This is a genomic window from Exiguobacterium sp. s128, from assembly GCF_018618815.1.
Classification (GTDB): domain Bacteria; phylum Bacillota; class Bacilli; order Exiguobacteriales; family Exiguobacteriaceae; genus Exiguobacterium_A; species Exiguobacterium_A antarcticum.
In genome coordinates this window covers 1-22,771 of record NZ_JACSMT010000033.1, presented here as the reverse complement: position 1 = coordinate 22,771, position 22,771 = coordinate 1, and the positions used below count along the sequence as shown (strand labels likewise).

Genomic DNA, 22,771 nt, shown 5'->3' with positions numbered 1-22,771 from the left:
GTGCGGATCCAGGTCTCTTCTTGTTTCTTAAGAAGAGGCCTTTTTGTATTTTTAAGGGGGGAAACGTGGTGATTACATTCAAAAATGTAAAAAAAATCTATCAGACACAAGATCAGTCAATCGCTGCACTAGACGGTGTCGATCTTGAAATTAAAAAAGGTGAAATCTTCGGGGTCATCGGATTTAGTGGGGCCGGAAAAAGTTCGTTGTTACGCTGTGTCAACCTTCTCGAACGTCCAACATCCGGCAGCGTGACAGTCGATGGGCAAGAATTGACGAGCCTCTCGGCAAAACAACTCCGCGAAGCCAAGCAACAGATCGGGATGATTTTTCAACATTTCAACTTGCTGGATTCGAATACCGTCTTTGCGAACGTCGCGAAACCACTTGTCCTGACAGGTGTCAAAAAGGCTGAAATCCATCGGCGTGTCCATGAACTCCTCGCGTTCGTCGACCTGGCCGATAAAGCCGATCATTATCCGGATCAGTTGTCGGGTGGACAGAAACAACGGGTCGGAATCGCCCGGGCACTCGCGACCCAGCCGTCGGTTCTGTTATGTGACGAAGCGACATCGGCGCTTGATCCGCAGACGACACAACATATCCTGCGTTTACTGAAACAGATCAACGAGGAATACGGCATCACGATTTTACTGATTACACACGAGATGGGCGTCATCCGGGAGATTTGTGACCGGGTCGCCGTCATCGAAGCCGGCAAGCTGATTGAGTCGGGTACCGTGTTCGATGTCTTCTCGAACCCGCAGACGGCGACGGCGAAAAACTTCGTCCGGTCCGTCATGCAGGATGAAATTCCGGCGTCCGTTCAACAGTTGATCGAACGACGTGAAGCCAACCATCATATTTATAAGATCAACTTTCTCGGAGCACATACCGGGCAACCGCTGTTGTCACAAGTCGCAAAACGGTTTGACATCGATCTTAACATCCTGCACGGGAGTATCACGGAACTGCAAAACATCCCGTTTGGCAGTCTGCTCGTCGAACTGATTGGTGAAACGGCAGAAATCAGCCGGGCCTTGCAATACATCGACGAAGCCCAAGTCACGGTCGAGGAGGTGCTCGCAGATGCTGGTTAACTACACGGATATTTGGACCGCCTTCCTGCAGACCTTGACGATGGTCGGTCTGTCATTACTCTTTTCGACCTTGATTGGTTTACCGCTTGGGATTTTGCTCGTCGTCACACGAAAAGGGGCGTTGCTCGAACAAGTCCCGTTCTTCAACGTCTTGAGCAGTATCGTCAATATCTTCCGGTCGGTGCCGTTCATCATCTTACTCGTCGCGATCATCCCGTTGACCCGTCTGATTGTCGGTTCATCGATCGGGACACAGGCGGCAATCGTTCCACTCGTCTTTTATGCGGCGCCGTACATCGCCCGATTGATCGAAAGTTCGTTGCTTGAAGTCGACACGGGGGTCCTCGAGGCAGCAAAGGCAATGGGAGCGACACCGTTGCAGACGATTTTCCGTTTCTTATTGCCGGAAGCACTCAGTTCATTGGTCCTGAACTTGACGATTGCGACGATCGGCTTGATCGGAGCGTCGGCGATGGCCGGTGCGATCGGCGGCGGAGGCCTCGGGGACTTGGCGATCACCTACGGCTACCAACGGTTTGATACGACCGTCATGCTCATCACGGTCGGGATACTCGTCATCCTCGTCCAAGGTTTACAGACGATGGGCAACCTGTTGGCACGAAAAATTCGCAGACACTAAAAAACATAGAGAAGATAAGGGAGAGATGAACGATGAAAAAAGGATTAGCGATTGGTGCAGCATTAACGATGGTATTATTTGCAGGGTGTGCGGCGTCCGGGGAAGAGGATCAAAATACGGTCAAGCTCGGCGTCAGCAGCTCGGATACGCAAGTTTGGGAATACGTCGCGAAAAAAGCGAAAAAAGAGGGCATCACGATTGAACTCGTCAAATTCTCCGATTATGTGCAACCGAACCTGGCACTCGCAGAAGGCGAAATCGATGCCAATTCGTTCCAGACGATTTCGTACTTCAATGCCTTTAAAAAAGAACATAACTTAAAGCTATCGCCGATTGCGACGACCGTCATCGCACCGATGGGGATCTATTCGGATAAAGTCAAGGACGTCAAAGATATCCCGGTCGGTGGAAAGATTGCCGTCCCGAACGAGGCGACGAACATGGGACGGGCACTCCTGTTGCTGCAGGAAGCCGGCTTGATCAAGCTACCGGACGACTTTGACGGAAACGGAGCCGTCGACAAAATCGTCGAGAATCCGAAAAAGCTGAAGATTGTCCCAGTCGTCGCCGGGCAGACGCCACGTGTTCTGCCGGATGTATCGGCATCAATCATCAATAACGGGATCGCCGTGGATGCCGGCTTTAATCCGATCAAAGACTCGATTCTCCATGAAAATGCAACAGCGAAACCCTATATCAACATCATCGCGACACGAACGGAAGACAAAGACAAAAAGACGTTGAAGAAAATTGCTTCACTTTACCAACAGGATGATGTCGCGGCCTTCATCAAAAAAGAGTACAAAGGAAGCACGATTCCGACGTTCGTCCCACTCAGTGACATTGGCGAATAATTAAACATCCAAAGGAGCGTGACCCAAATGACGGTTCAGACAAGACGGGAAAACTTGATTCAAACGATTGAGCAGGATATTGAACAAAAACGCGAGTCGTATCTCGAGACGAGTCACCGGATTCATGCGACACCCGAGATTGGGAACGAGGAATATTTTGCCTCGCGCCATCATGCGGAACGCCTGACGGCAGAAGGGTTCGCGGTTGAGCTCGGGGTCGCGGGACATGACACGGCGTTCCTGGCCCGGAAGACTTCGGATAAACCGGGGGCGACGGTTGCCTTCCTCGCTGAATACGATGCTTTGCCGGGGATTGGTCACGCCTGCGGTCACAACATCATCGGCACGACGAGTGTCGCAGCGGCGATCGCGCTCAGTAAAATCATCGATGAAGTCGGGGGCAGTGTCGTCGTGCTCGGAACACCGGCAGAGGAAGGTGGACCAAACGGCAGTGCGAAAGGCAGCTTCGTCAAACATGATCTCCTGACGGGGATTGATGCGGCACTGATGATTCATCCGTCCGGACAAACGCGGATCACCGGTTCCTCGCTTGCTGTTGATCCACTGGACTTTGCCTTTACCGGCAAGCCGGCTCACGCGGCAGCGTCACCGGAAGAGGGCATCAATGCACTCGACGCCGTCATCCAACTGTTTAACGGCATCAATGCCTTGCGTCAGCAATTGCCGAGCGACGTCCGGATTCACGGCATCATCACGGATGGCGGTGATGCGCCGAACATCATTCCGGAATACGCCAAAGCACGCTTCTTCATCCGGGCGACGACGCGCGACCGGCTGAATGCCGTGACGAAGAAGGTTAAGGCCGTTGCCGAAGGGGCAGCGCTTGCGACCGGGGCGACGCTTGAGATCATCGCGTTCCAAAATGAGGTCGACAATCTGCTGTTCAACCGGACGTTTGACGAGATTTTCCGGGAGGAAGCAGTGGCGCTTGGGGAAGACGTCAAGACGGATGAACGCCCGGGTCTCGGTTCGACCGACGCCGGCAATATCAGCCAGGTCCTGCCGACCATCCATCCGTACATCAAGATCGGAGCGGACGATTTGGTCGCCCACACGGAAAGTTTCCGGGAAGCGGCTCGGTCGGAACAAGGCGACGAAGCCTTGATCACCGGCGCAAAAATCCTGGCTCGGACGGCGTTACGTCTGTTGACGGACGGACAGTTGCTCGGGACGGTCAAACAAGAGTTCCATGACCGGAAAAACGGTTATTTGGCGTAACAGTCAAAATAAAAAGTATGTGTCCATCCGGCAGATGTTGCTTTGATAGTCCGCTGAATGGGGCATATTTTTTCGGAAATGGATGTAAAAACAAATTCTTTTTTGTATTTTAAAATAACCTGTGCTAGTCTTGAACTGCACAACTGAATAACCAGTTCTTCGGGGTAGGGTGAAAATCCCAACCGGCGGTGATGCGATTTTCGAATCGACGAGCCCGCGACCCATAGTGTACGCACTATGGCTGACTTGGTGTGATTCCAAGGCCGACGGTAAAGTCCGGATGGGAGAAGAACGAAAAAATGTGCTTGAAACCATTTTCTGAAAAATACATTCAGAGAAAGGTCTATTTCTGTATGCTTCAAAACAGAAAAACAAGACGTTTCTTTCGTGACCCTTCAATCATGACGCCCTGCAAATGCAGCGGCGTCTTTTTCTTTTGAAAGGAGCGAAAACATGAATAATAGAATGCATCAGGCGATGCAATTGGCAGAGATGTTAGACGGACAAACGAGTCCAAATCCAAGTGTCGGCTGTGTGATCACGAAGCACGGACGGATCATCGGCTTTGGCGCGCATCGGTTTGCCGGGGGTCCCCATGCCGAAGTCGAGGCGTTACGGATGGCCGGAGAAGCGGCACGCGGCGCCGATCTGTATGTCACGCTTGAACCGTGTAACCATCACGGGAAGACACCACCCTGCACGGAAGCAATCATTGCTGCCGGCATCAAACGGGTGTTCGTCGCGACGGAAGACCGTCATGCGATCGTCGCGGGCCAGGGAATTGTGCGTCTCCGTGAATCCGGACTGACGGTCGAAGTCGGATTACTGGAAGACGAAGCAGTTCGTTTTTATACACCGTTTTGGCAAAGTCTCAAGCGAAAACGACCGAATGTCACCGTGAAAGTCGCTCAAAGTTTAAACGGGATCGTGACGACAGGTGAGCAACGCTGGATTACGTCAGTTGCCGCGCGAGCGGCGGGGCGTGAGCTACGGGCAACACACGATGCAATCCTGGTCGGAAGTGAGACGGTTTTGATTGATGATCCGGCACTGACGTCACGATCGGAAACGGGAGCTGAACCGATTCGGGTCGTCGTCGACCGTCGCGGACGTTTGACGGAAACCGCCCAAGTCTTTCGGGACGGCTTGAATCCGACGTACTGGCTGACGGAACAACCACGTGTCTCAGATCAATCGAACGTCACGGTTCTCGTCGGTACGTATGCAACACCAAATCAGATTTTAGACACATTGTATGACCAGGGTATCCGCAGTTTGTTGATTGAAGGTGGACCAACGATTCAGTCGGCGTTTTTAGAAGCGGACCTTGTCGATCGTCTTGAGATCTATCAAGCACCGTCTGTCTTACAAGGCACGACCGGATTGACGAGTACAATCGAGGTTGAAGACCGGTTCGATTTAACGGACGTCGCGCAAATTGGACAGGATGTTCATCTAGGCTATACGCGGAAAGGAGACGGCTCATGTTCACAGGATTGATTGAAGAAGTCGGGACGATTAAACGGAAAGTCCCGCGTCCGAACGGTCTGGCGCTGGAAATCGAAGCGCGACATGTTCTTCACGGAACCAAAATCGGTGACAGTATCGCGGTCGACGGCATTTGTTTGACCGTTACGGCGATGACGGCGGCGGGATTCACGGCGGATGCGGTCCATGAAACGATTCGGGCGACGGCACTTCAAACATTGCGCGTCGGCACACCGGTCCAACTCGAACGGGCGATGCCGGCGAACGGACGATTCGGCGGTCATTTCGTTAGTGGCCACATTGACGGGACAGCCCGGTTGTTAAGCCGTCGACCGGACGGTGAAGCGATGGAATATCGGTTTGAGACCGCTGACTGGCGCAAATACTGTATTCCGAAAGGGTCGATTGCGATCAACGGAACCAGCTTGACGATTCAACACGTCCAAGCGGACAGTCTGACGATTTCGCTGATTCCACATTCGCGCCAAGTGACGACGTTTGATCGTCTGCAAAGCGGAACCCTCGTCAACATTGAGTGTGACTTGATGGCAAAACACTTGTATCACTTTACGCAACAGGAACAGAAAACGGATTGGTCGGCATTTTTAGGAGGCGGAGCAGGATGAACGGATTTGATCTCATAGAAGAAGCCATTGAAGAGTTAAAGCAAGGACGTCCGATCATCGTCTGTGACGACGAAAATCGGGAAAACGAAGGCGATTTGATCCTTCTTGCGGAACACGCGACACCGGAACAAATCAACTTCATGATCACTTACGGGAAAGGACTTGTCTGTGTCCCGGTCAGCCCGCAACTGGCAAAACGATTGGAACTGAACCCGATGACGGACGTCAACACTGATCCGCACGGAACAGCCTTTACCATCAGTATTGACCACGAAGAGGCGAAGACCGGTATCAGCGCGGCGGAGCGCGCGTTGACGATCCAACGGATGCTGACGGACGGGGCGAAACAATTTAAGCGTCCGGGGCATATCTTCCCCTTGATCGCGAAAGAAGGCGGTGTCCGGGAACGACGTGGTCATACGGAAGCGGGTGTTGATCTGGCGCGCCTTGCCGGAAGCGCAGAAGCGGCCGTCATTTGTGAAATCATCTTAGAAGATGGGACAATGGCGCGTGTTGACGACTTGCTGGCATATAAAGAAGTCCACGGATTGAAGATGATTACGATCGATGCCCTCGTCACGTACCTCGAACGTCCCGTTCGGCGTGAAGCGGACGTCTTGCTGCCGGCGACGCATGGGGCATTTCGTATGCTTGGTTACACGACTCCGGATGCAAAGGAACATGTCACCGTCTTGTCCGGTGAGGCAGAGGATGGCATGCTCGTCCGGCTTCATTCGGAATGTCTGACGGGAGACGTCTTTGGCTCCAAACGCTGTGATTGTGGACCACAACTCGACGCCGCCCTCGAACGAATCGGTCAAGAAGGAGGCGCCGTCCTGTATTTGCGACAGGAAGGGCGAGGCATCGGTTTGATGGCGAAACTCAAAGCGTATGAGTTGCAGGAGCAGGGACTTGATACGGTCGAAGCGAATCACGCGCTCGGATATGCGACGGACTTACGCGACTACAAAGTCGCAGCCGCGATGTTGCAGGATTTAGGTGTGACGAAGATCCGCTTGATGACGAATAACCCGGATAAGCAACAAGCCCTTGAACAACATGGCATCACGGTGCTCGAACGGGTGCCGCTTGAAATCGCACCGGTTCCGGAAAATAAAAATTATCTGCAAACCAAACAAACGAAACTCGGGCACTTGCTCGACATCCAAGGAGGACAATAACATGGTATTCGAAGGATTTTTAACAGGTGAGGGACTACGTGTCGCAATCGTCGCGGCACGTTTCAATGAATTGATTACATCAAAATTAGTCGGAGGCGCAAACGATGCCTTCCGTCGACACGGTGTCGCAGCTGACGCGGTCGATACGGCGTGGGTGCCGGGGGCGTTTGAAATTCCGCTCGTCGCGGAGAAGCTTGCGAAAAGCGGCAACTACGACGCCGTCATCACGCTTGGTGCCGTCATTCGCGGAGCGACGTCACACTACGATTATGTTTGCAATGAAGTCGCGAAAGGGGTTGCCACTGCGTCACGTGAGACAGGCGTTCCGATCATCTTCGGCGTCCTGACGACCGATTCGATTGAACAAGCTGTTGAACGGGCTGGGACGAAGGCAGGCAACAAAGGATATGAAGCGGCCGTTTCAGCGATTGAGATGGCAAATCTGTTACGGACGATTTAAATACGTACGACAAGTGAGACTTGAGACCTGTTTCAATCGAAAACAGGTCTCTTTTTTTGTTGTTGCGCAGGACTTTGAAGGCTCCATCCCTAATGGAAAGGGAAGGACTTTTTCATGAAGGAGGAAGAACCATGATCAGTCTCAAAAAATCGTATTATGTACCAGGTATTCTTTTATTCATCATGGGCTATTATATTTGGATCATCCTTTTTGAATAACAACCCGTCGTGTCCGCTTGGGGCAATAATGTATTTTCCATCTTCGGTTGTATCATCGCAACTGTCCTGTTATTGCAGGCACATCAAAAATTCCGTCAACACGAAGGACGGTTTTTTCTTTATTTGGCATGTGGGACAGGAAGTTATCTGATTGCCGAATTGATTTGGATGTCGTATGAGAATATCCGTCAAGTCGAGGTCCCGTTTCCGGGAGTGTCAGATATTTTTTATGTTTTTCAATCCGTTTGGTTTTTAGCGGCGTTTTTACATCTGATCCGCAGACATGTCACGAAAAACCGGTTGATCAGTTTTATTTTTGATATTGCGATCGTCACGACGGTTGCGGTCACCTACAGCTGGTTTTTCTTGATCCGTCCTCTATTTGATACACCGTTTGTGTCACGCGGGGAAGTGATCTTAGCGTTTGCGTATCCGATGTGTGACATCGTGTTGCTGTTTTGTATGATCAGTATCTATTATCTGTTTGAGAAACGGGAGTGGCAGCAACGTCTCCGGTTGTTTCAATTTCTGTTTATCGGTCTGTTGCTTCAGGTCGGAGCGGATACACTGTTCGTCTACATGACGACGGTCAGCGGCAATGAAGCCGTCCGGCTGATTGATCCGTTATTCATCCTTGGGTTGTTGATGATAGGTGTCGCAGGGCACATCGGTAGTCCGGTCGCTGAAGAGCCACAGCAGGAAAGATTTTCGAGTGGGACGATGCAATTAGGAAAGTTGTTTCTACCGTATGTATTGGTGATTCTCCTGTTTTCGACGATGGCGTTGTATGCGCGACGGGATGAGGGCTTAACAGGATTGATGCTCGGTTGTGCGATCACGATTCTTTTGATTTTGATCCGGCAGATTTTGATGATTTTGAGCAATCACGAGTTAATAGAAGAAATTCATCATAAGGCGGACGAACTGGAAGTGAGCGAAGAACGTTACAAGTCCTTGTTCACGTATCATCCGGACGCGGTGTATTCGCTTGACCTGACAGGACGGATCGAGAGTGCCAATCCGTCGTTTGAAAAATTAACGGAGCAAAGTGCAAACGAGTTAGTCGGTCAGTCGTACCGTCAGTTGATGGAACAACAGGCGGCGACCGATAAGACGACCGCCCATCAATTTGAAACGATTTTTCGGAAATCGGGCGGGATGGACGTGTTGCTGAACGTGACGAACATCCCGATTCGTGTCCGGGACCGCTTCGTCGGCATGTACGGGATTGGTCAGGACATTACGACCGTCCGCGAAAATGAATTAAAGATCCGCCGTCTTGCCTATTACGATCATTTGACCGGAGCGATCAACCGGACGTACTTTGAGGAAGTCTTACACCATTTGGTTGAAGGGGAACAAGACGATGAAACGATCATTCTCTGCTTTATCGACCTTGATGATTTTAAGCTCGTCAATGATTCATTTGGACACCATGTGGGTGATCAGCTGTTGATCCAAGTCGTGCAGCGGCTGACAGAGACCGTCGATCCGGAGGACATCGTCGCTCGTCAAGGCGGCGATGAGTTTACCGTCATCCTGCGGAAGGTCACGTCAGACGAACAGGGACGAGATCGAACGGCCCGGTTGCTCGACTGCTTAAAGAAGACATATTCGCTTGACGGGATCGAACTGATCTCAAATCCGAGCATCGGAGCCGTCAGCTGTCCACGGACTACCGGTAAACATGTCGTGACCTTGCTGAAACAGGCGGACCTCGCGATGTATCAAGCCAAGTCAAGCGGCGGTAAATCGATCGTCTTTTTCGAAGACATTGCCGAGAAGGCGTCATACCGCCTGCGGTTGGAGTCAGAGTTGCCGATTGCAATCGAAACGGACCAATTGATTTTGTATTACCAACCGCAAGTCGATACTCTGACGTATCAGATGGTCGGGGTCGAAGGACTGGTTCGTTGGAATCATCCGGAACTCGGGATGATTGCACCCAATGATTTCATTCCGATGGCGGAAGAAGCGGGAATGATCATTCGTCTCGGAGAATGGGTGTTACGCGAAGGTTTTTTACAAGCCAAACGCTGGGAAGAGGAGGGGCTCCTCTTAAAGGTCGGATTGAACGTCTCGATGCAACAGTTCCATCATCCGACGTTTGTCCTGACACTGATCCGATTAGTGGAAGAAACGAAGGTTAATCCGAACCGAATCGACCTCGAGATCACGGAAGTCTCGGCGGTTGAAGATATCGAAGAGACGGTCGAGACGATGAACCGACTGAAGGAGCTCGGTTTTACGATTTCCATCGATGACTTCGGGACCGGGTACTCTTCGTTGTCGCGCTTAGCCGATTTCCCGATTGATACACTCAAGATTCCACGTGAGTTCGTCGAAAAAATTCAACCGGCGACGACCGGGTATTCGATGATCTCGTCGATCATTCATTTGGCGAAATCGCTTGAGCTCGAAGTCATCGCCGAAGGGGTCGAGACGTTAGAGCAGGTGAATGTGTTGAACTGGTTGGAATGTTCACGGATGCAAGGCTACTACTTCGGTCGTCCGATGCCGGCAGAACATATTCCGGCTCTGTACCAAAAATAAGCGATTCATCCCGTGGCAGTGGGAATGAATCGCTTATTTTTTGTCGATCTTCCGTTAGAGGTCCGTCGAGAAAGAGATTCCTTTTTCGACGACGTCACGATTTTCGTTCAAGACGTCACTCGTCAACAGTTCAACCGACGTGAGCGGTTGTTCGAGGATGAAGCCAAAGTTACCCCTTCGTGTTTCGGACGGAGCATATGTCGTCGCAAGTGATTCGAGATAGACATCGTCCTCAAGTGTTTTCTCAGTCTTGGCACCAAGCTTGAAGTGAGCGACCGGATTGAACGTGACCGGTTCCTCACCCGTATTCGTGATCGTCACCCGTGTCTTGACGAGATCAAATGACTCGTCGTGTGTGAAACCGTGGAAAAAGTCGATCATCCCGTAGCTCGGACGGGCATGGAAGACTTTGATTTCTTCGATTTTCATCTGAATCGGTCCGATGGTGCGTGTCACGTCGGGACGGACGATCTGTTTTAACGTCAATTCCCCTTTGTCGTCGGAGACCGATTGGTTGACGGACGTCAGTTGGCGATCATCTGGTAATTGTGGATTCGGAACGTAAGCGGCAGTTTTTTCAATCGATACCGGCGTCTGCGTCTCCTGTTTCGGGGACGACTTCTCTTGTGTGACATCTGGCGCATTGCCACAACCGGAAAGGATCGTCCCGAGCATCAAGGCAGCAAGTAGCTGTTTCATGGAAAGTCTCCTTATTTCTTCGATTTCAACAGGTCGAAGATGATTTTCGCGTGATCCGTATTATCGACTTGACCGGCGAATCGTTCTTTCGCTGGACCGAAGGCATAAACAGGGACGTCTTCACCGGTGTGACCACCTGTCGTCCAGCCCGTGTGCGACCGTTCATTGAAGATGGCTTCGATCGCATTATCGACGTCGAGGACTTTCTTTGATTCCGCGGCACGTGAGACCGACTGGATCTCTTCCTCCGTCAAGGCGAGTCGGTTTTGGTCGATGTACGTCGTTAACGTCTGACGGACATCCGCTCCACCAACGATTTTCGCTGCCATGAAGTCCGGCGTCTTTTTCGCTGCCTTGATCGGCTCGGCGAACCAGTTGTAGATGCCGTCTGCTCCGATTGAGTAACCACCGGTCGAGTGATCGGCTGTCGCGACGACGAGCGTGTGTTTATCTTTTTTCGCGAAAGCGATCGCTGCTTTGAAGGCACGTTCGAAGTCTTCCATCTCACTCATTGCTCCGACGATGTCGTTATCGTGACCCGCCCAGTCGATTTGGCTTCCTTCGACCATCAGGAAGAAGCCTTTTTTGTTCGAATCGAGACGTTTGATGGCCGAGTTCGTCATCTGCTCGAGAGACGGGACGGTGTTCTCGCGGTCGATTCGTTTTGGCAGTCCGCCGTCCGCGAACAGACCCAGAACTTGTTTGTTCTTATCCGCCTGCATTTGATCAAGATCCGTGACGTAGCTGTAACCATCTTTCTTGAACGATTTCGTCAAATCGACATCCGGACGGACGAAGTTCGATTTCCCGCCGCCAAGGAGGACGTCAATTTTGTGTTTGCCGTTGACCCGCTCCTTAAAATAATCGTCAGCGATGGCGTTCATGTTCTTGCGGTTCTCATCATGCGCACCGAACGAGGCCGGTGTCGCATGCGTGATTTCGGATGTTGCGACGAGACCCGTTGATTTCCCGCGCTCTTTCGCCGCTTCAAGGACCGTCTTGACTTCTGATTTATCGTTGTCGACAGCAATCGCCGCATTATATGTTTTGACACCGGACGACATTGCCGTCGCGGCAGACGCCGAGTCGGTGACATTTTGCTCCGGGTCTTCCGGATAGGTCATCTGTTGTCCGACGAGATATTGATCAAATGCTGTTTTTTCAGCGAGTGGCGTCGAAGGATCATTTTTTAAGTAGCGGTGGGCAGACGTATACGAGACGCCCATTCCGTCCCCGATCAAGAAGATGACGTTGCGGATTTCAGGTGATTTTGGTTGTTTCGTCTTCGCCTCGGCCTCGTTCATCGAGACCATCGTGCTAAGGGACAGTGTGGATAACGCAAGAATAGGAATGATTCGTTTTAACTTCATGGATGGGTCCTCCTTAAGGAACATAAATATTGTTTAGTATCGTATCAAATCTACAGGACTAACTTTAGCGCTGGAGTGTAAAACGAACATTTGAGGGATGTAAAGTTTTGTTAAGAATCAAACAGAAGACTTTACGTTGGACAGTAAGTTCCATGAGTAAAAAAGAGTCAGAACGGTAATAGAGTAGGAAATGGGTTTGAAACATTTTCCAGTGACAGGTCGTAAATAAAGATAATCTGCTTAAAGGAGGAATGACGGTGAAGAAGACAAGGTGGGTGACAGTCGGGCTCCTCACAGCAACGATTGGACTGGCAGGGTGTAATGACCAGACGATAGAAGACGGTCAAGGGGAGAACGGTTCCAAACAGCTTTCGAATACGGAGTTGCTGAAAAAAGCGACGGCTGCGCAGGAAGAAATCAAATCGTTTCATATGGAAGGTGACATGACATCGGACGCCGGAGAGATGTCGGTGAATCAAAAGGTAGCGGTCGATATCATTCAAAAACCGCTGGCGATGCATCAAACCGTCAATATGAAAAATCCACAGGACGGAAAAGACATTCGGGTGGAAAACTATATCGTGGATGATAAATTGTATATGTCGCAAAATAACCAATGGTTCGTCCAGGATATCTCGGAGCTTGGCGATATGATGGAAAGCATGAAATCAAATGCTTCAATTGAACAAAATCTACAGTTGCTCAAGAAATATAAAGACAACTGGACGGTTAAAAGAGAAGGAAACGTCTATCAGATTGACGTTGATTTAAAAGGAGACAAGTTAAAAGCGTTCATGAAAGATTCGCTCGAACAAACCGGACAGCTTACTCCGATGAAGGATGTCATCGATCAAATCGATTACAAAAAGATGGAATACTCGATGACATATGACGCCAAGACATATTATCCGAAAACACTGGATATGGAAATGGCGTTCGAAGTGGATGGACAATCGGAATTTACGATGAAAAACGAATCGACGTTCTCGAAATTCAATGAGATTAAATCAATTGAGTTGCCGGCGGAAGCAAAAGACGCACAGGAGTTGCCGAGCAGCAAGCAATAAGAAGAAACTGATTGACCTGAAAAAGCGACCACCTTCCGGAGTACTCTGGAAGGTGGTCGCTTTTTAGTGAGCAGTAAAAAGAATACAACAATATAAGCTAAGCAATCGTCTGCACAGAAAATTAACCATTGACAATAATCTGTAAATTCTGAAAAGATAGAAAAGTACATACAGAATTGAAGGAGGGGAAACAGAATGGGTACATCGTTCAGTGATTGGATCGGCACGGTATCGGATTTCGTTTGGGGACCGCCGCTGCTTATCTTTTTGGTCGGTACGGGGATTTACTTGACGATACGACTCGGATTCATTCAGATTACCAAGCTTCCGTATGCCTTAAAACTCGCATTCACGAAACATCAGGACGATACGTCGGAAGGTGACATCAGTCATTTCCAGGCATTGATGACAGCACTTGCGGCAACGGTCGGTACAGGGAATATCGTTGGGGTCGCAACAGCGGTCGTCCTCGGGGGACCGGGCGCACTCGTCTGGATGTGGTTGTCCGGATTATTCGGGATGGCGACGAAGTATGCGGAAGCGATCCTCGCCGTCAAGTACCGGGTTGTCGATGAGAAGGGACAGATGGCCGGGGGGCCGATGTACTATCTCGAACGGGGATTAAAACAAAAATGGTTAGGTGTTTTGTTTGCCGCCTTTGCATCGCTTGCCGCATTTGGGATTGGAAACGGCGTTCAGACGAACTCCGTTGCCCTCGCGATGAAGTCGACGTTTGATGTTCCACTTTACGTCACGGGCATCGTCTTGATGGTTGCGACGGGGATCGTCATCATCGGTGGGGTCAAATCAATCGGGAAGGTCGTCAGTTATTTCGTGCCGTTCATGATTTTCTTTTATGTCGGAAGCGGTCTCTTGATTCTGACCATGAACTACGAATTGATTCCAGGCGCTGTCTCGACGATCTTCAGCAGTACGTTCTCAAACGAAGCGATCACAGGCGGAGCGATTGGTGCCGCGATTCGTTACGGGGTCGCCCGTGGGGTGTTCTCGAATGAAGCGGGTCTCGGTTCAGCGCCGATTGCTGCCGCTGCTGCGAAAACCGATTTTCCGGGACGGCAGGCCCTTGTCTCGATGACACAGGTGTTCCTCGATACACTCGTCGTCTGTTCGATCACAGGATTGACGCTCGTCATGGGTGGCCAACTGGATAAAAAACTCGAAGGCGTCGAGTTGACGACAGCAAGTTTTGAAGTCTTCCTCGGACCGGCCGGAAAATACATCGTGACAATCGGACTCGTCATGTTTGCCTTTTCAACCGTCCTTGGTTGGTCGTATTACGGTGAAAAATCAATCTATTATCTATTTGGTCAAAAATCCATCTTACCGTACCGTGTCCTGTTTGTTCTCGTCGCCGGTCTGGGTGCGATGACGACGAACTTGAACATGGTTTGGGCGATCTCGGATGTCTTCAATGGACTGATGGCGATTCCGAACTTGATTGGGCTGATTGGTCTATCCGGTGTCGTCATTGCCGAGACAAGGTTGTTCCGCGAACAGCTGAAACGGGAGGAAGCGAACCGGCGTGTCTCGTAGTAAATCCCTGAAAAATCCCCGCCTTCTCCGAGTGAGAAGGCGGGGTTTGTTTGGTCAGACTGTTCGATACAGCATGATGGATTCATATGGTCGTAATGTGACTTGCCCTGACGTCTCTAAGAAATCCGGATAGTTCTGAATCAAGACCTGATGATCCAGCCAATCATTCGGTAACGTGAACGAAGCTGCCGTACCGTAAAAGTTCGACAAGACGAGAACTTGTTCATCGTCGTTCGTCCGTTCGTACGCCCAAAGTGCAAGATCGTCAGGTGTCAGAAGCCGGTAACTTCCGTTCGTCAGGACATCGTACTGCTTGCGTAACTGAATCAGCTTCTTGTAATGATAGAAGACGGAATTCGGATCGGCGAGCGCTGCTTCGACATTGATCGTCGTATGATTCGAAGCGACCGGAATCCATGGTGTCGCCGTCGAGAATCCGGCGTGCGGCGAGGCATCCCATTGCATCGGTGTCCGGGCATTGTCCCGGGATTTTTGACGGATCGCAGCGAGAATGTCAGCTTCCGTTTCACCAAGTGCTGTTTTTTCAGTGTAGGCGTTTAGCGTCTCGACATCCCGGTAATCCGTCAAATCGGTGAAGTCGGGATTCGGTGTCCCGATCTCTTCTCCTTGATAGATGTACGGTGTGCCTTGCAGTCCGTGTAACGTTGTCGCGAGCATCTTCGCACTTTCAACCCGGTAGACCGTATCGTCACCAAACCGGCTGACGACACGGGGTTGGTCATGGTTACACCAAAAGATGGCGTTCCAGGCATTTCCCTGCATCCCGACCTGCCAATCTGACAGGATCCGTTTTAGTTCCAGGAAGTCGAACGGCGCGGCTGTCCACTTTTGACCGTCCGGATAATCGACCTTCAGATGATGGAAGTTGAACGTCATCTTGAGTTCCTGCTCGTTCGTGTTCGAGTAACGTAAACAATGTTCGAGTGTCGTCGACGACATCTCACCGACCGTCATCAGGTCGTGACCGTCAAACACCCGTTGATTCATTTCCTGCAGGTAGTCATGGACCCGGGGACCGTCCGTATAGTATTTTCGTCCGTCACCGGTCGGATCATTCGCGAAGCTGTCGTCTTTTGAAATCAGGTTGATGACGTCGAGCCGGAAGCCACGGACTCCTTTATCACGCCAGAAACACATCATCTGATAGATGGCTTCCCGGAGTGCCGGATTTTCCCAGTTGAGATCGGCTTGTGTCTCGTCAAACAAATGCAGGTAATACTTACCGGCGACATCATCAAATGACCAAGCCGGTCCGCCGAATTTTGACACCCAATCGGTTGGCTGATCGCGCCAGATGAAGTAGTCATGGTAGGGACTTTCCGGATGCCGCCCCTGCTTAAACCAGTCGTGATCGGTCGAACAGTGATTGACGACGATATCCATCATGACAGAGAGTTGTCGTTTGTTCGCTTCAGCAAGCAACTCATCGAAGTCTGCCATCGTGCCGTAAGACGGGTCGATCGCGTAATAGTCACTGACATCATATCCGTTATCGCGTTGGGGAGAGGCATAGACCGGCGTCAGCCACAAGTAGTCGACGCCCAGTTTCGCCAAGTAATCGAGCTTCGCCGTCACACCGCGAAGCGTGCCGGTCGTCTTGCCTTCTGGGCTGTAAAAACTTTTCGGATAAATCTGATAGACGGCGGATTTGCGCCAGTCGGTTGTCGTAAGGGTCATATCAGGTCACACCTTTCTAAAACTTATCAAAATTAGGCGAGAATACGCCCACTTCTAAACAAAGTGAAAGTGGGAGATGACTCGCCAGCCTGCCTTTCGGGTATATTCACTTTGAGGGAGGTGAAAAATGGTGTCGAAGCACAAGGCCTACAAATTCAGAATCTACCCCACAAAAGAGCAGGAAATCCTGATCGCGAAGACGATCGGGTGTGCGCGCTTCATCTTCAACTACTTCTTGGCGAAGTGGGATGAAATGTACAAGACCACTGGAAAAGGACTGTCCTACGGTTCTTGTTCTAAAGAAATTCCTTTGTTGAAGCAGGAGTTCGACTGGTTGAAGGAAGTCGATAGCACTTCTGTTCAAACGAGCGTCAAGCATCTTGCTGATGCGTTTGACCGCTTCTTCAACAAGCAGAACAAATGCCCTCGATTTAAGTCGAAGCGCCATCCCGTCCAGTCGTACAAGACCAACGTCCAAGGTGAAAACCAGCTTCCTGAAGTGTCAATCTTCGGAAACAAGCTCAAACTTCCGAAGCTGAAATGGGTTCGTTTCGCCCATTCGAAACAGATCACAGGGCGTATCTTGAACGCCACGATCCGACGCAACGCGTCAGGCAAATATTTCGTCTCCCTGCTCGTCGAGCAGAAGATCCACGAACTGCCGAAGACCGGTTCATCCGTCGGCGTCGACGTCGGACTCAAGAAATTCGCCATCCTGTCGGACGGCACGGTCTACCAAAACGACCGTTACTTCCGTTCGCTTGAGAAGAAGCTGGCGCGCGAACAGCGTAAGCTCTCCCGCCGTCAACGCATCGCCCTCAACAAAAAAGTCAAGCTGTCTGAGGCACGGAACTATCAGAAGCAGAAGCAAAGGGTCGCCCGTATTCACGAGAAGATCGCCAACAAGCGCACTGACTTCCTGCACAAGGTATCGACCGAGATCGTCAAAAACCACGACATCATCGGCATCGAGACCTTGCAGGTGAAGAACATGCAGAAGAACCGCAAGTGGAGCAAGGCCATCTCTGATGTCAGCTGGTCGGAGTTCTTCCGCATGTTGGAATACAAGGCAGACTGGTACGGGAAGACCGTCGTGAAGGTCGGCAAGACCTTTGCTTCGAGCCAACTGTGCTCGAGTTGCGGACATCAACACAAGGACGTGAAACATCTCAGCTTGCGTGAATGGACATGCCCGAGTTGCGGCATCCATCACGACCGTGATGTGAACGCAGGACTGAATCTCAAACAAGAAGCCGAACGTATCTTAGCTTCTTCAACCGTCGGGACGACGGGGTTAGCCTGATCAGGTTTCGACCGTCAGGTCGGATAACTCAGGAATCCTCCACCTCTTAGCGAAGCGTAGGTGGGGGTAGTTCAAGCAGCCTCTTTGAGTGCCGCTTTTCGGGCACGTTTCGTCGAGACATAATGGAACAGGAACGTACAGACGATCGGAACGATGATTGCGATAATCATTCCGATGATGAACGACAGAATCGATCCCGGAACAATCGAGATGAACGCCGGAAGACCGCCGACACCGATCGCCGGTGCGAGTACACCGCTGACGGCGATGAACGAAGACGCAATCGCTGATCCGACAAGTGCTGCGTAAAACGGATACTTGAACCGGAGATTAACGCCGAACATGGCGGGTTCGGTGATACCGAAGTAAGCCGAAATCGCAGAGGTCGACGCCATGTTTTTATCATTGACGTTTTTCGCGAGGAATAACATCGCGAGTGTCGCCGAACCTTGGGCGATGTTCGAAATCGCAATCATCGGCCAGATGAATGTCGTGCCGCTTTGACCAATCAGTTGCAGGTCGACGGCGATGAACATATGATGCATCCCGGTGATGACGAGCGGGGCATAAAGGGCACCAAACAGCAACGCACCAAGAAGTGGAACGGCTTCAAACGTGTTGACGACACCGATCGTGATCCAATCCCCGATTTGACGGGTGACGGGACCGATGACGGCAAGGGCGAGGAAACCGGTTAGCGTAATCGTCGTGATCGGAACGACCAGCAGCTGAATCGCATTCGGAACCCGGTCTTTTAACCAACGTTCGATCGTACTTAAGACATAAGCGGCAGCGAGGACCGGTAAGATCTGTCCTTGATACCCCACTTTTTCGATTTCAAATAAACCGAGGATATTGAATGTCGGAATGTCACCTTTTAAGGCACTTTGTCCGTAGTTCCAGGCATTTAAGAGATCCGGATGCACAAGCATCAACCCCATGACGATCCCGAGGATTTCACTGCCGCCAAACCGTTTCGTGGCGGACCACCCGACCAGTGCCGGTAAGAAGACGAAGGCGGTATTCGCCATCATGTTGATCAAATCCCATAACCCTTGGAGATTCGGGTACCGTTCGATCATCGTTTTGCCACCGAATTCGATGCCAAAGAGATTGTTGATCCCCATCAAGAGACCAGCGACGATGATAGCCGGAATGATCGGCATGAAGACATCGGAAAATACTTTGATCAGTTTTTGGAACGGATTCATTTTTGACGCACCGGACGATTTGACATCGGCAATCGTCGTTGCCTGTAAACCGGTCAATTGAATGAATTCAGCGTAGACACGGTCGACGTCACCGGCTCCGATGACGATTTGATAGACACCTGCGTTCAGGAAGGCACCTTTGACAAGCGGGACTTCGAGTAATGCCTCCTGCTCGACCAGACTTTGATCTTTAAGTGTTAAGCGAAGGCGGGTGACACAATGAGCGGCTTGTTCGACATTGTCTTTGCCGCCGATCCGTTCGATGATTTGTTCTGCGATGTGCCGGTAGTTGGGTTTCATCTCACATTCTCCTTTTGGATTGAACTGAAGACATCCTTTGAAATGAAAACGTTTTCTTATCTGCGCCCATTCATCTTAACTTATCTATATAAGTTAAGTCAATCACTTATATAGATAAGTTTATCCGGGTTCAAAATGAAGGTTTGGAAGGAACGGAAAGCAGGTGTACGCTACAAAAAGCCGCTCTTCCGATTCACATCGAAACAGCGGCTTTTCATGAAGGAAATGAGTCAACGATTAAGAGGACTGCAGGGCTTGAAAGACAAGGTGGGATTGGGTCAAATCGAGATACTGGCATTCGTACTCCATCAAGCCGTTATCGAGCTCAATCGTTTGAGTCGGTCGGACCGGAATCGGCTGTTGGTTTAAAATCAAAACGAGTTCAATACCTTCGTGGACGGGAAGGTGTAACGTCGAATAAAAGGAGACACTGTGCATCGTGCCTTTCGAGACGGAGATGTCCGTCCGCCCTACGGTGATGTCTTGTCCGTTTAATCGTTGGATCGTGATGGACGCATCAATCGTCCGATTGTTCGTGGCAATCGTCATCGCCTCCGTCGCACGGATTTGCCGCGCTTGCATCGTCCGTTCAAAATCGGCCTTCGGTAACGGTTTACTGAACAAGTAACCTTGGATCGTCGTACAGTGTAACTGCCGCAGGAAGTGCAGTTGTTCCATTGTTTCGACACCTTCTGCGACGACATCCATCCCGAATTCTTTTGCCATGAAGAGGACACTGCGGACGACGGACTGGGTTTTCTTGTCTTGAATGAGCGTCGTCGCGAACTGACGATCGATTTTGATCGTATCAATCGGGTATTGTTGCAGATAAGAAATCGATGAATACCCTTTTCCGAAATCATCCAAAGCAATTTTGATGCCCATCTGACTGAGTGTCTGAAGCGATTGCTGGATTTTACTGTTGTCGAACAAGACGTCGGTTTCGAGAATCTCGATTTCGAGCATACTCGGTGAAACACCAAACCGATTGAGCGTTTCCTGACAGGTCTCGGCAAAATTTCCGTGAATCAATCGTTTGGGTGAGACATTGATCGAAATCGGGACAATCGGCAGACCGGCAAGAATCCATTGATTGATGTTCCAGCACGTTTCTTCGAGCACCCAGTCGGCGATCAAGATATGCATCTCGCTTTCTTCTGATAGCGGGATGAAGTCATTAGGCGGAATCCGGCCCCATACGGGATGTTGCCAGCGGATCAACGCTTCCGCACCGATGATCGTCCCGGACCAGGCATTGACCTTTGGTTGGTACTCAAGAAACAGTTCATTACGCCGGATCGAGGTCCGGATGCTTTTCTGAAGCTGATGACGACGGTAGGTCTCGATATTGAAGGTCGACGAGTAGACACTGTAGTCATTTGCCCGTGCCCGCCCGAGTGCGATGCTCGCTGCCTTGACGAGTTCCTCCGCTGAATCGGCATCTTCCGGGAAGCGGCTGACGCCGATGGCGATCGACGGATACCATTCGTACGAATCGATGATGATTTTTTGTTTGGATAGTTCGAGTAACTCCTCACAAATCTTGTTGATGGAACATTCCGCGACGACGTTCGGAAAGAGGATGATGTACTCGTCACCATAGAGATGACCGAAGTAAGAAGCAGTCGGTAGATGATACAACAATTGTGTCGCTGTTTTCGACAACCACTTATCACCAATCGAATATCCGAAATCATGGTTGATGTCCTGGAGGGTGTTATAGCTGACCGTCAGGACACTGAACGTCGGATACGTCGCGATCCATTGCGCCATCTGTTCGAGGACGAGGGTCCGGTTCGGCAGTCCGGTCACCCGGTCGTGCATCGCGAGCTGAAAAATTTTTTCTTCCTGTTGTTTTAATTGGGTGATGTCCTGGATGACACTTTGAAAGGCGAATACCGCACCGCTCGGATTGCTGATCGGTGTCCGGTTTTCTAAAATCCAGTGAATCGCACCGTCATGCTGAATGCGGTAAGAGACTTCGGTTTCATGATGAGCAAGGATCCGCTCGTAACTCGCTTCGACTTTCGGTTGGTCTTCCGCGAGAATCAATCCCTTTTCCCAAATGCCGTCCACCTGTTCATGGCGGTGGAGTAACCCGTCGAAGATGTTTTCAAATCCCCGGGTATGAAAGTCAATTTTGTGTTGTGTGATGTCATAACGGTAGATGGCACTCGTCGAAACTTGTTGGAACGACAAAAACTTTTCTTTTTCCGCATGAAGTTGCTTGTCCAACGATTTATGCTCGGACAAGTTATAGAGGACGCATGTCAACTCCGCCTGAGGCTGATATTCCGCTTGGTGGAACGCGCAGCGGCACAAAACATCCTGATAACCATGCTGTCGATGAAGCAGACGGGTTTCGATATCCAGTGACGACAAGCAACGATTGGTTTTCAACAACTCCAGATACTCACGGAACTCCTGCTGGTCGGCAGGATGAATCCGCTGTAACAAGTCTTGGTTCGATAATGTTTTGAGCTGCTCCGGTTGTAAGCCAAACAGTTCGGCGAAGGACTCGGACGAGCGGACTAAGTGTCCTTCTTCGCTGAAGGCGGCGAGGGCGATGCCGGGTAACGTCTCGACCAACTGTTGATCAAACTGGATCGAATCCATCTGTTGTTTCATCAACCGGCTCGTCGTCAGATCCCGGGCAATTCCATAAGCACCCACAATCAAACCGTTCGCAAAGATCGGAATGTTGACGATCATCAGCTCCAGATACTGTCCTTTTGAATGTCGGATCCGTGCTGTATACGTTTCGCTTTTTCCTTGCATGACCTGTTGGAAATGGTCCACCGTACTATCTTGATCGTCCGGATGGACAAAGTGTTTAAAATGATTCATTAAATCCTGTCTCGTATAGCCCAGTAACAGGGACGTTTTATCGTTTAGACGCGTGACACGTCCTAATAGATCAAGGGTATAAATCGCATCTGGATGGTTTTCCACAAAATGTTCATCAATGACGGATACATCCTGACCACGTTTTAGTAGGGCTTGTAGTCCTTTCTTCAATGGCAACAGCAAAACCTCCAGTTAAAAAATATCAAAATAAACCTAAAATTTGGTTCGTGTTTTTATAATATAACATTGAAATGAGAGAATAAACGATTCGTTTTGACGGTTTGTCAAATTAAGTGCAACACTTCTTCCGAGAAGACCTCGTATGCAGTTTTCCAGTTGAGACATTTCCGTGGTCTCCCATTG

At 50.4% G+C, this 22,771-nt stretch carries 17 protein-coding genes and 1 riboswitch; of the genes, 12 read left to right on the top strand and 5 right to left on the bottom strand.

The genetic code is table 11. The annotated features are described in order from the left end of the window. Positions 1-68: 68 nt before the first annotated feature. The 9 genes from KNQ13_RS11865 (at position 69) to KNQ13_RS11825 (ending at position 10,359) form a co-directional block, all read left to right on the top strand. Entirely contained in the window at positions 69-1,100 is a 1,032-nt protein-coding gene (locus tag KNQ13_RS11865; RefSeq protein WP_026830293.1) for a methionine ABC transporter ATP-binding protein, read from the top strand. Further along, on the top strand, positions 1,090-1,740 hold the full coding sequence (locus KNQ13_RS11860) for a methionine ABC transporter permease (protein ID WP_014971438.1): 651 nt from the start codon (positions 1,090-1,092) through the stop codon (positions 1,738-1,740). The genes KNQ13_RS11865 and KNQ13_RS11860 overlap by 11 nt, the downstream gene beginning before the upstream one ends. 32 nt (positions 1,741-1,772) lie before the next feature. Continuing rightward, positions 1,773-2,594, top strand: a complete 822-nt coding sequence (locus tag KNQ13_RS11855) for a MetQ/NlpA family ABC transporter substrate-binding protein (RefSeq protein ID WP_026830292.1) — start codon at positions 1,773-1,775, stop codon at positions 2,592-2,594. Positions 2,595-2,621: 27 nt separating this feature from the next. After that, positions 2,622-3,833 carry a M20 family metallopeptidase gene (locus KNQ13_RS11850; RefSeq protein ID WP_026830291.1) on the top strand — a complete coding sequence of 404 codons (1,212 nt, stop codon included), beginning with the start codon at positions 2,622-2,624 and terminating at the stop codon, positions 3,831-3,833. A gap of 151 nt (positions 3,834-3,984) precedes the next feature. After that, positions 3,985-4,129: riboswitch (FMN riboswitch) on the top strand. 157 nt (positions 4,130-4,286) lie between these two features. Then, positions 4,287-5,333 (top strand): bifunctional diaminohydroxyphosphoribosylaminopyrimidine deaminase/5-amino-6-(5-phosphoribosylamino)uracil reductase RibD, encoded by a 1,047-nt coding sequence (gene ribD / locus KNQ13_RS11845; RefSeq protein ID WP_026830290.1) that lies wholly within the window; start codon positions 4,287-4,289, stop codon positions 5,331-5,333. Beyond that, on the top strand, positions 5,318-5,947 hold the full coding sequence (locus KNQ13_RS11840) for a riboflavin synthase (RefSeq protein ID WP_026830289.1): 630 nt from the start codon (positions 5,318-5,320) through the stop codon (positions 5,945-5,947). The genes ribD and KNQ13_RS11840 overlap by 16 nt, the downstream gene beginning before the upstream one ends. After that, the gene (locus KNQ13_RS11835) at positions 5,944-7,128 is read left to right on the top strand and encodes a bifunctional 3,4-dihydroxy-2-butanone-4-phosphate synthase/GTP cyclohydrolase II (RefSeq protein ID WP_014971433.1); all 1,185 of its coding nucleotides are present in this window, start codon (positions 5,944-5,946) and stop codon (positions 7,126-7,128) included. The genes KNQ13_RS11840 and KNQ13_RS11835 overlap by 4 nt, the downstream gene beginning before the upstream one ends. 1 nt (position 7,129) lies before the next feature. Further along, positions 7,130-7,588 (top strand): 6,7-dimethyl-8-ribityllumazine synthase, encoded by a 459-nt coding sequence (ribH, locus tag KNQ13_RS11830; RefSeq protein ID WP_014971432.1) that lies wholly within the window; start codon positions 7,130-7,132, stop codon positions 7,586-7,588. A gap of 341 nt (positions 7,589-7,929) precedes the next feature. Further along, on the top strand, positions 7,930-10,359 hold the full coding sequence (locus KNQ13_RS11825) for a putative bifunctional diguanylate cyclase/phosphodiesterase (RefSeq protein ID WP_251027437.1): 2,430 nt from the start codon (positions 7,930-7,932) through the stop codon (positions 10,357-10,359). 54 nt (positions 10,360-10,413) lie between these two features. Here the strand turns inward: KNQ13_RS11825 and KNQ13_RS11820 are convergent, their stop codons facing one another. Continuing rightward, positions 10,414-11,058: a DUF4352 domain-containing protein gene (locus KNQ13_RS11820; protein ID WP_026830288.1), complete on the bottom strand. Its 645-nt coding sequence runs from the start codon at positions 11,056-11,058 to the stop codon at positions 10,414-10,416. 11 nt (positions 11,059-11,069) lie between these two features. Beyond that, entirely contained in the window at positions 11,070-12,428 is a 1,359-nt protein-coding gene (locus KNQ13_RS11815; RefSeq protein ID WP_026830287.1) for an alkaline phosphatase, read from the bottom strand. A 257-nt stretch (positions 12,429-12,685) separates the two neighbouring features. Here KNQ13_RS11815 and KNQ13_RS11810 point away from each other — a divergent pair, with 257 nt between their 5' ends. Beyond that, complete coding sequence (locus KNQ13_RS11810) at positions 12,686-13,495, top strand: DUF6612 family protein (protein WP_209548393.1); 810 nt, start codon at positions 12,686-12,688, stop codon at positions 13,493-13,495. 195 nt (positions 13,496-13,690) lie between these two features. Next, a complete protein-coding gene (locus KNQ13_RS11805) occupies positions 13,691-15,049 on the top strand; it encodes an alanine/glycine:cation symporter family protein (protein ID WP_209548394.1) in 1,359 nt (452 codons plus the stop codon). A 54-nt stretch (positions 15,050-15,103) separates the two neighbouring features. Here KNQ13_RS11805 and treC read toward each other — a convergent pair whose 3' ends face one another. Next, complete coding sequence (treC, locus tag KNQ13_RS11800) at positions 15,104-16,747, bottom strand: alpha,alpha-phosphotrehalase (protein WP_209548395.1); 1,644 nt, start codon at positions 16,745-16,747, stop codon at positions 15,104-15,106. A 127-nt stretch (positions 16,748-16,874) separates the two neighbouring features. On the opposite strand from treC, the gene tnpB reads away from it, so the two are divergent. Next, positions 16,875-18,050 (top strand): IS200/IS605 family element RNA-guided endonuclease TnpB, encoded by a 1,176-nt coding sequence (tnpB, locus tag KNQ13_RS11795; protein ID WP_209548396.1) that lies wholly within the window; start codon positions 16,875-16,877, stop codon positions 18,048-18,050. 71 nt (positions 18,051-18,121) lie between these two features. Here the strand turns inward: tnpB and treP are convergent, their stop codons facing one another. Together treP and KNQ13_RS11785 are read right to left on the bottom strand one after the other, a co-directional pair. After that, entirely contained in the window at positions 18,122-19,561 is a 1,440-nt protein-coding gene (treP, locus tag KNQ13_RS11790; RefSeq protein ID WP_014971425.1) for a PTS system trehalose-specific EIIBC component, read from the bottom strand. Between the two features lie 237 nt (positions 19,562-19,798). Then, positions 19,799-22,585, bottom strand: coding sequence for a sensor domain-containing protein (locus KNQ13_RS11785; protein WP_026830282.1), 2,787 nt, complete (start codon positions 22,583-22,585; stop codon positions 19,799-19,801). Positions 22,586-22,771 lie beyond the last annotated feature (186 nt).

Coding starts and splice junctions, on each gene's coding strand:
- KNQ13_RS11805 (WP_209548394.1), top strand. CDS start 13,691: ATGGGTACATCGTTCAGTGATTGGATCGGCACGGTATCGGATTTCGTT.
- KNQ13_RS11855 (WP_026830292.1), top strand. CDS start 1,773: ATGAAAAAAGGATTAGCGATTGGTGCAGCATTAACGATGGTATTATTT.
- KNQ13_RS11840 (WP_026830289.1), top strand. CDS start 5,318: ATGTTCACAGGATTGATTGAAGAAGTCGGGACGATTAAACGGAAAGTC.
- KNQ13_RS11850 (WP_026830291.1), top strand. CDS start 2,622: ATGACGGTTCAGACAAGACGGGAAAACTTGATTCAAACGATTGAGCAG.
- KNQ13_RS11815 (WP_026830287.1), bottom strand. CDS start 12,428: ATGAAGTTAAAACGAATCATTCCTATTCTTGCGTTATCCACACTGTCC.
- ribD (WP_026830290.1), top strand. CDS start 4,287: ATGAATAATAGAATGCATCAGGCGATGCAATTGGCAGAGATGTTAGAC.
- KNQ13_RS11860 (WP_014971438.1), top strand. CDS start 1,090: ATGCTGGTTAACTACACGGATATTTGGACCGCCTTCCTGCAGACCTTG.
- KNQ13_RS11820 (WP_026830288.1), bottom strand. CDS start 11,058: ATGAAACAGCTACTTGCTGCCTTGATGCTCGGGACGATCCTTTCCGGT.
- KNQ13_RS11835 (WP_014971433.1), top strand. CDS start 5,944: ATGAACGGATTTGATCTCATAGAAGAAGCCATTGAAGAGTTAAAGCAA.
- treP (WP_014971425.1), bottom strand. CDS start 19,561: ATGAAACCCAACTACCGGCACATCGCAGAACAAATCATCGAACGGATC.
- tnpB (WP_209548396.1), top strand. CDS start 16,875: ATGGTGTCGAAGCACAAGGCCTACAAATTCAGAATCTACCCCACAAAA.
- ribH (WP_014971432.1), top strand. CDS start 7,130: ATGGTATTCGAAGGATTTTTAACAGGTGAGGGACTACGTGTCGCAATC.
- treC (WP_209548395.1), bottom strand. CDS start 16,747: ATGACCCTTACGACAACCGACTGGCGCAAATCCGCCGTCTATCAGATT.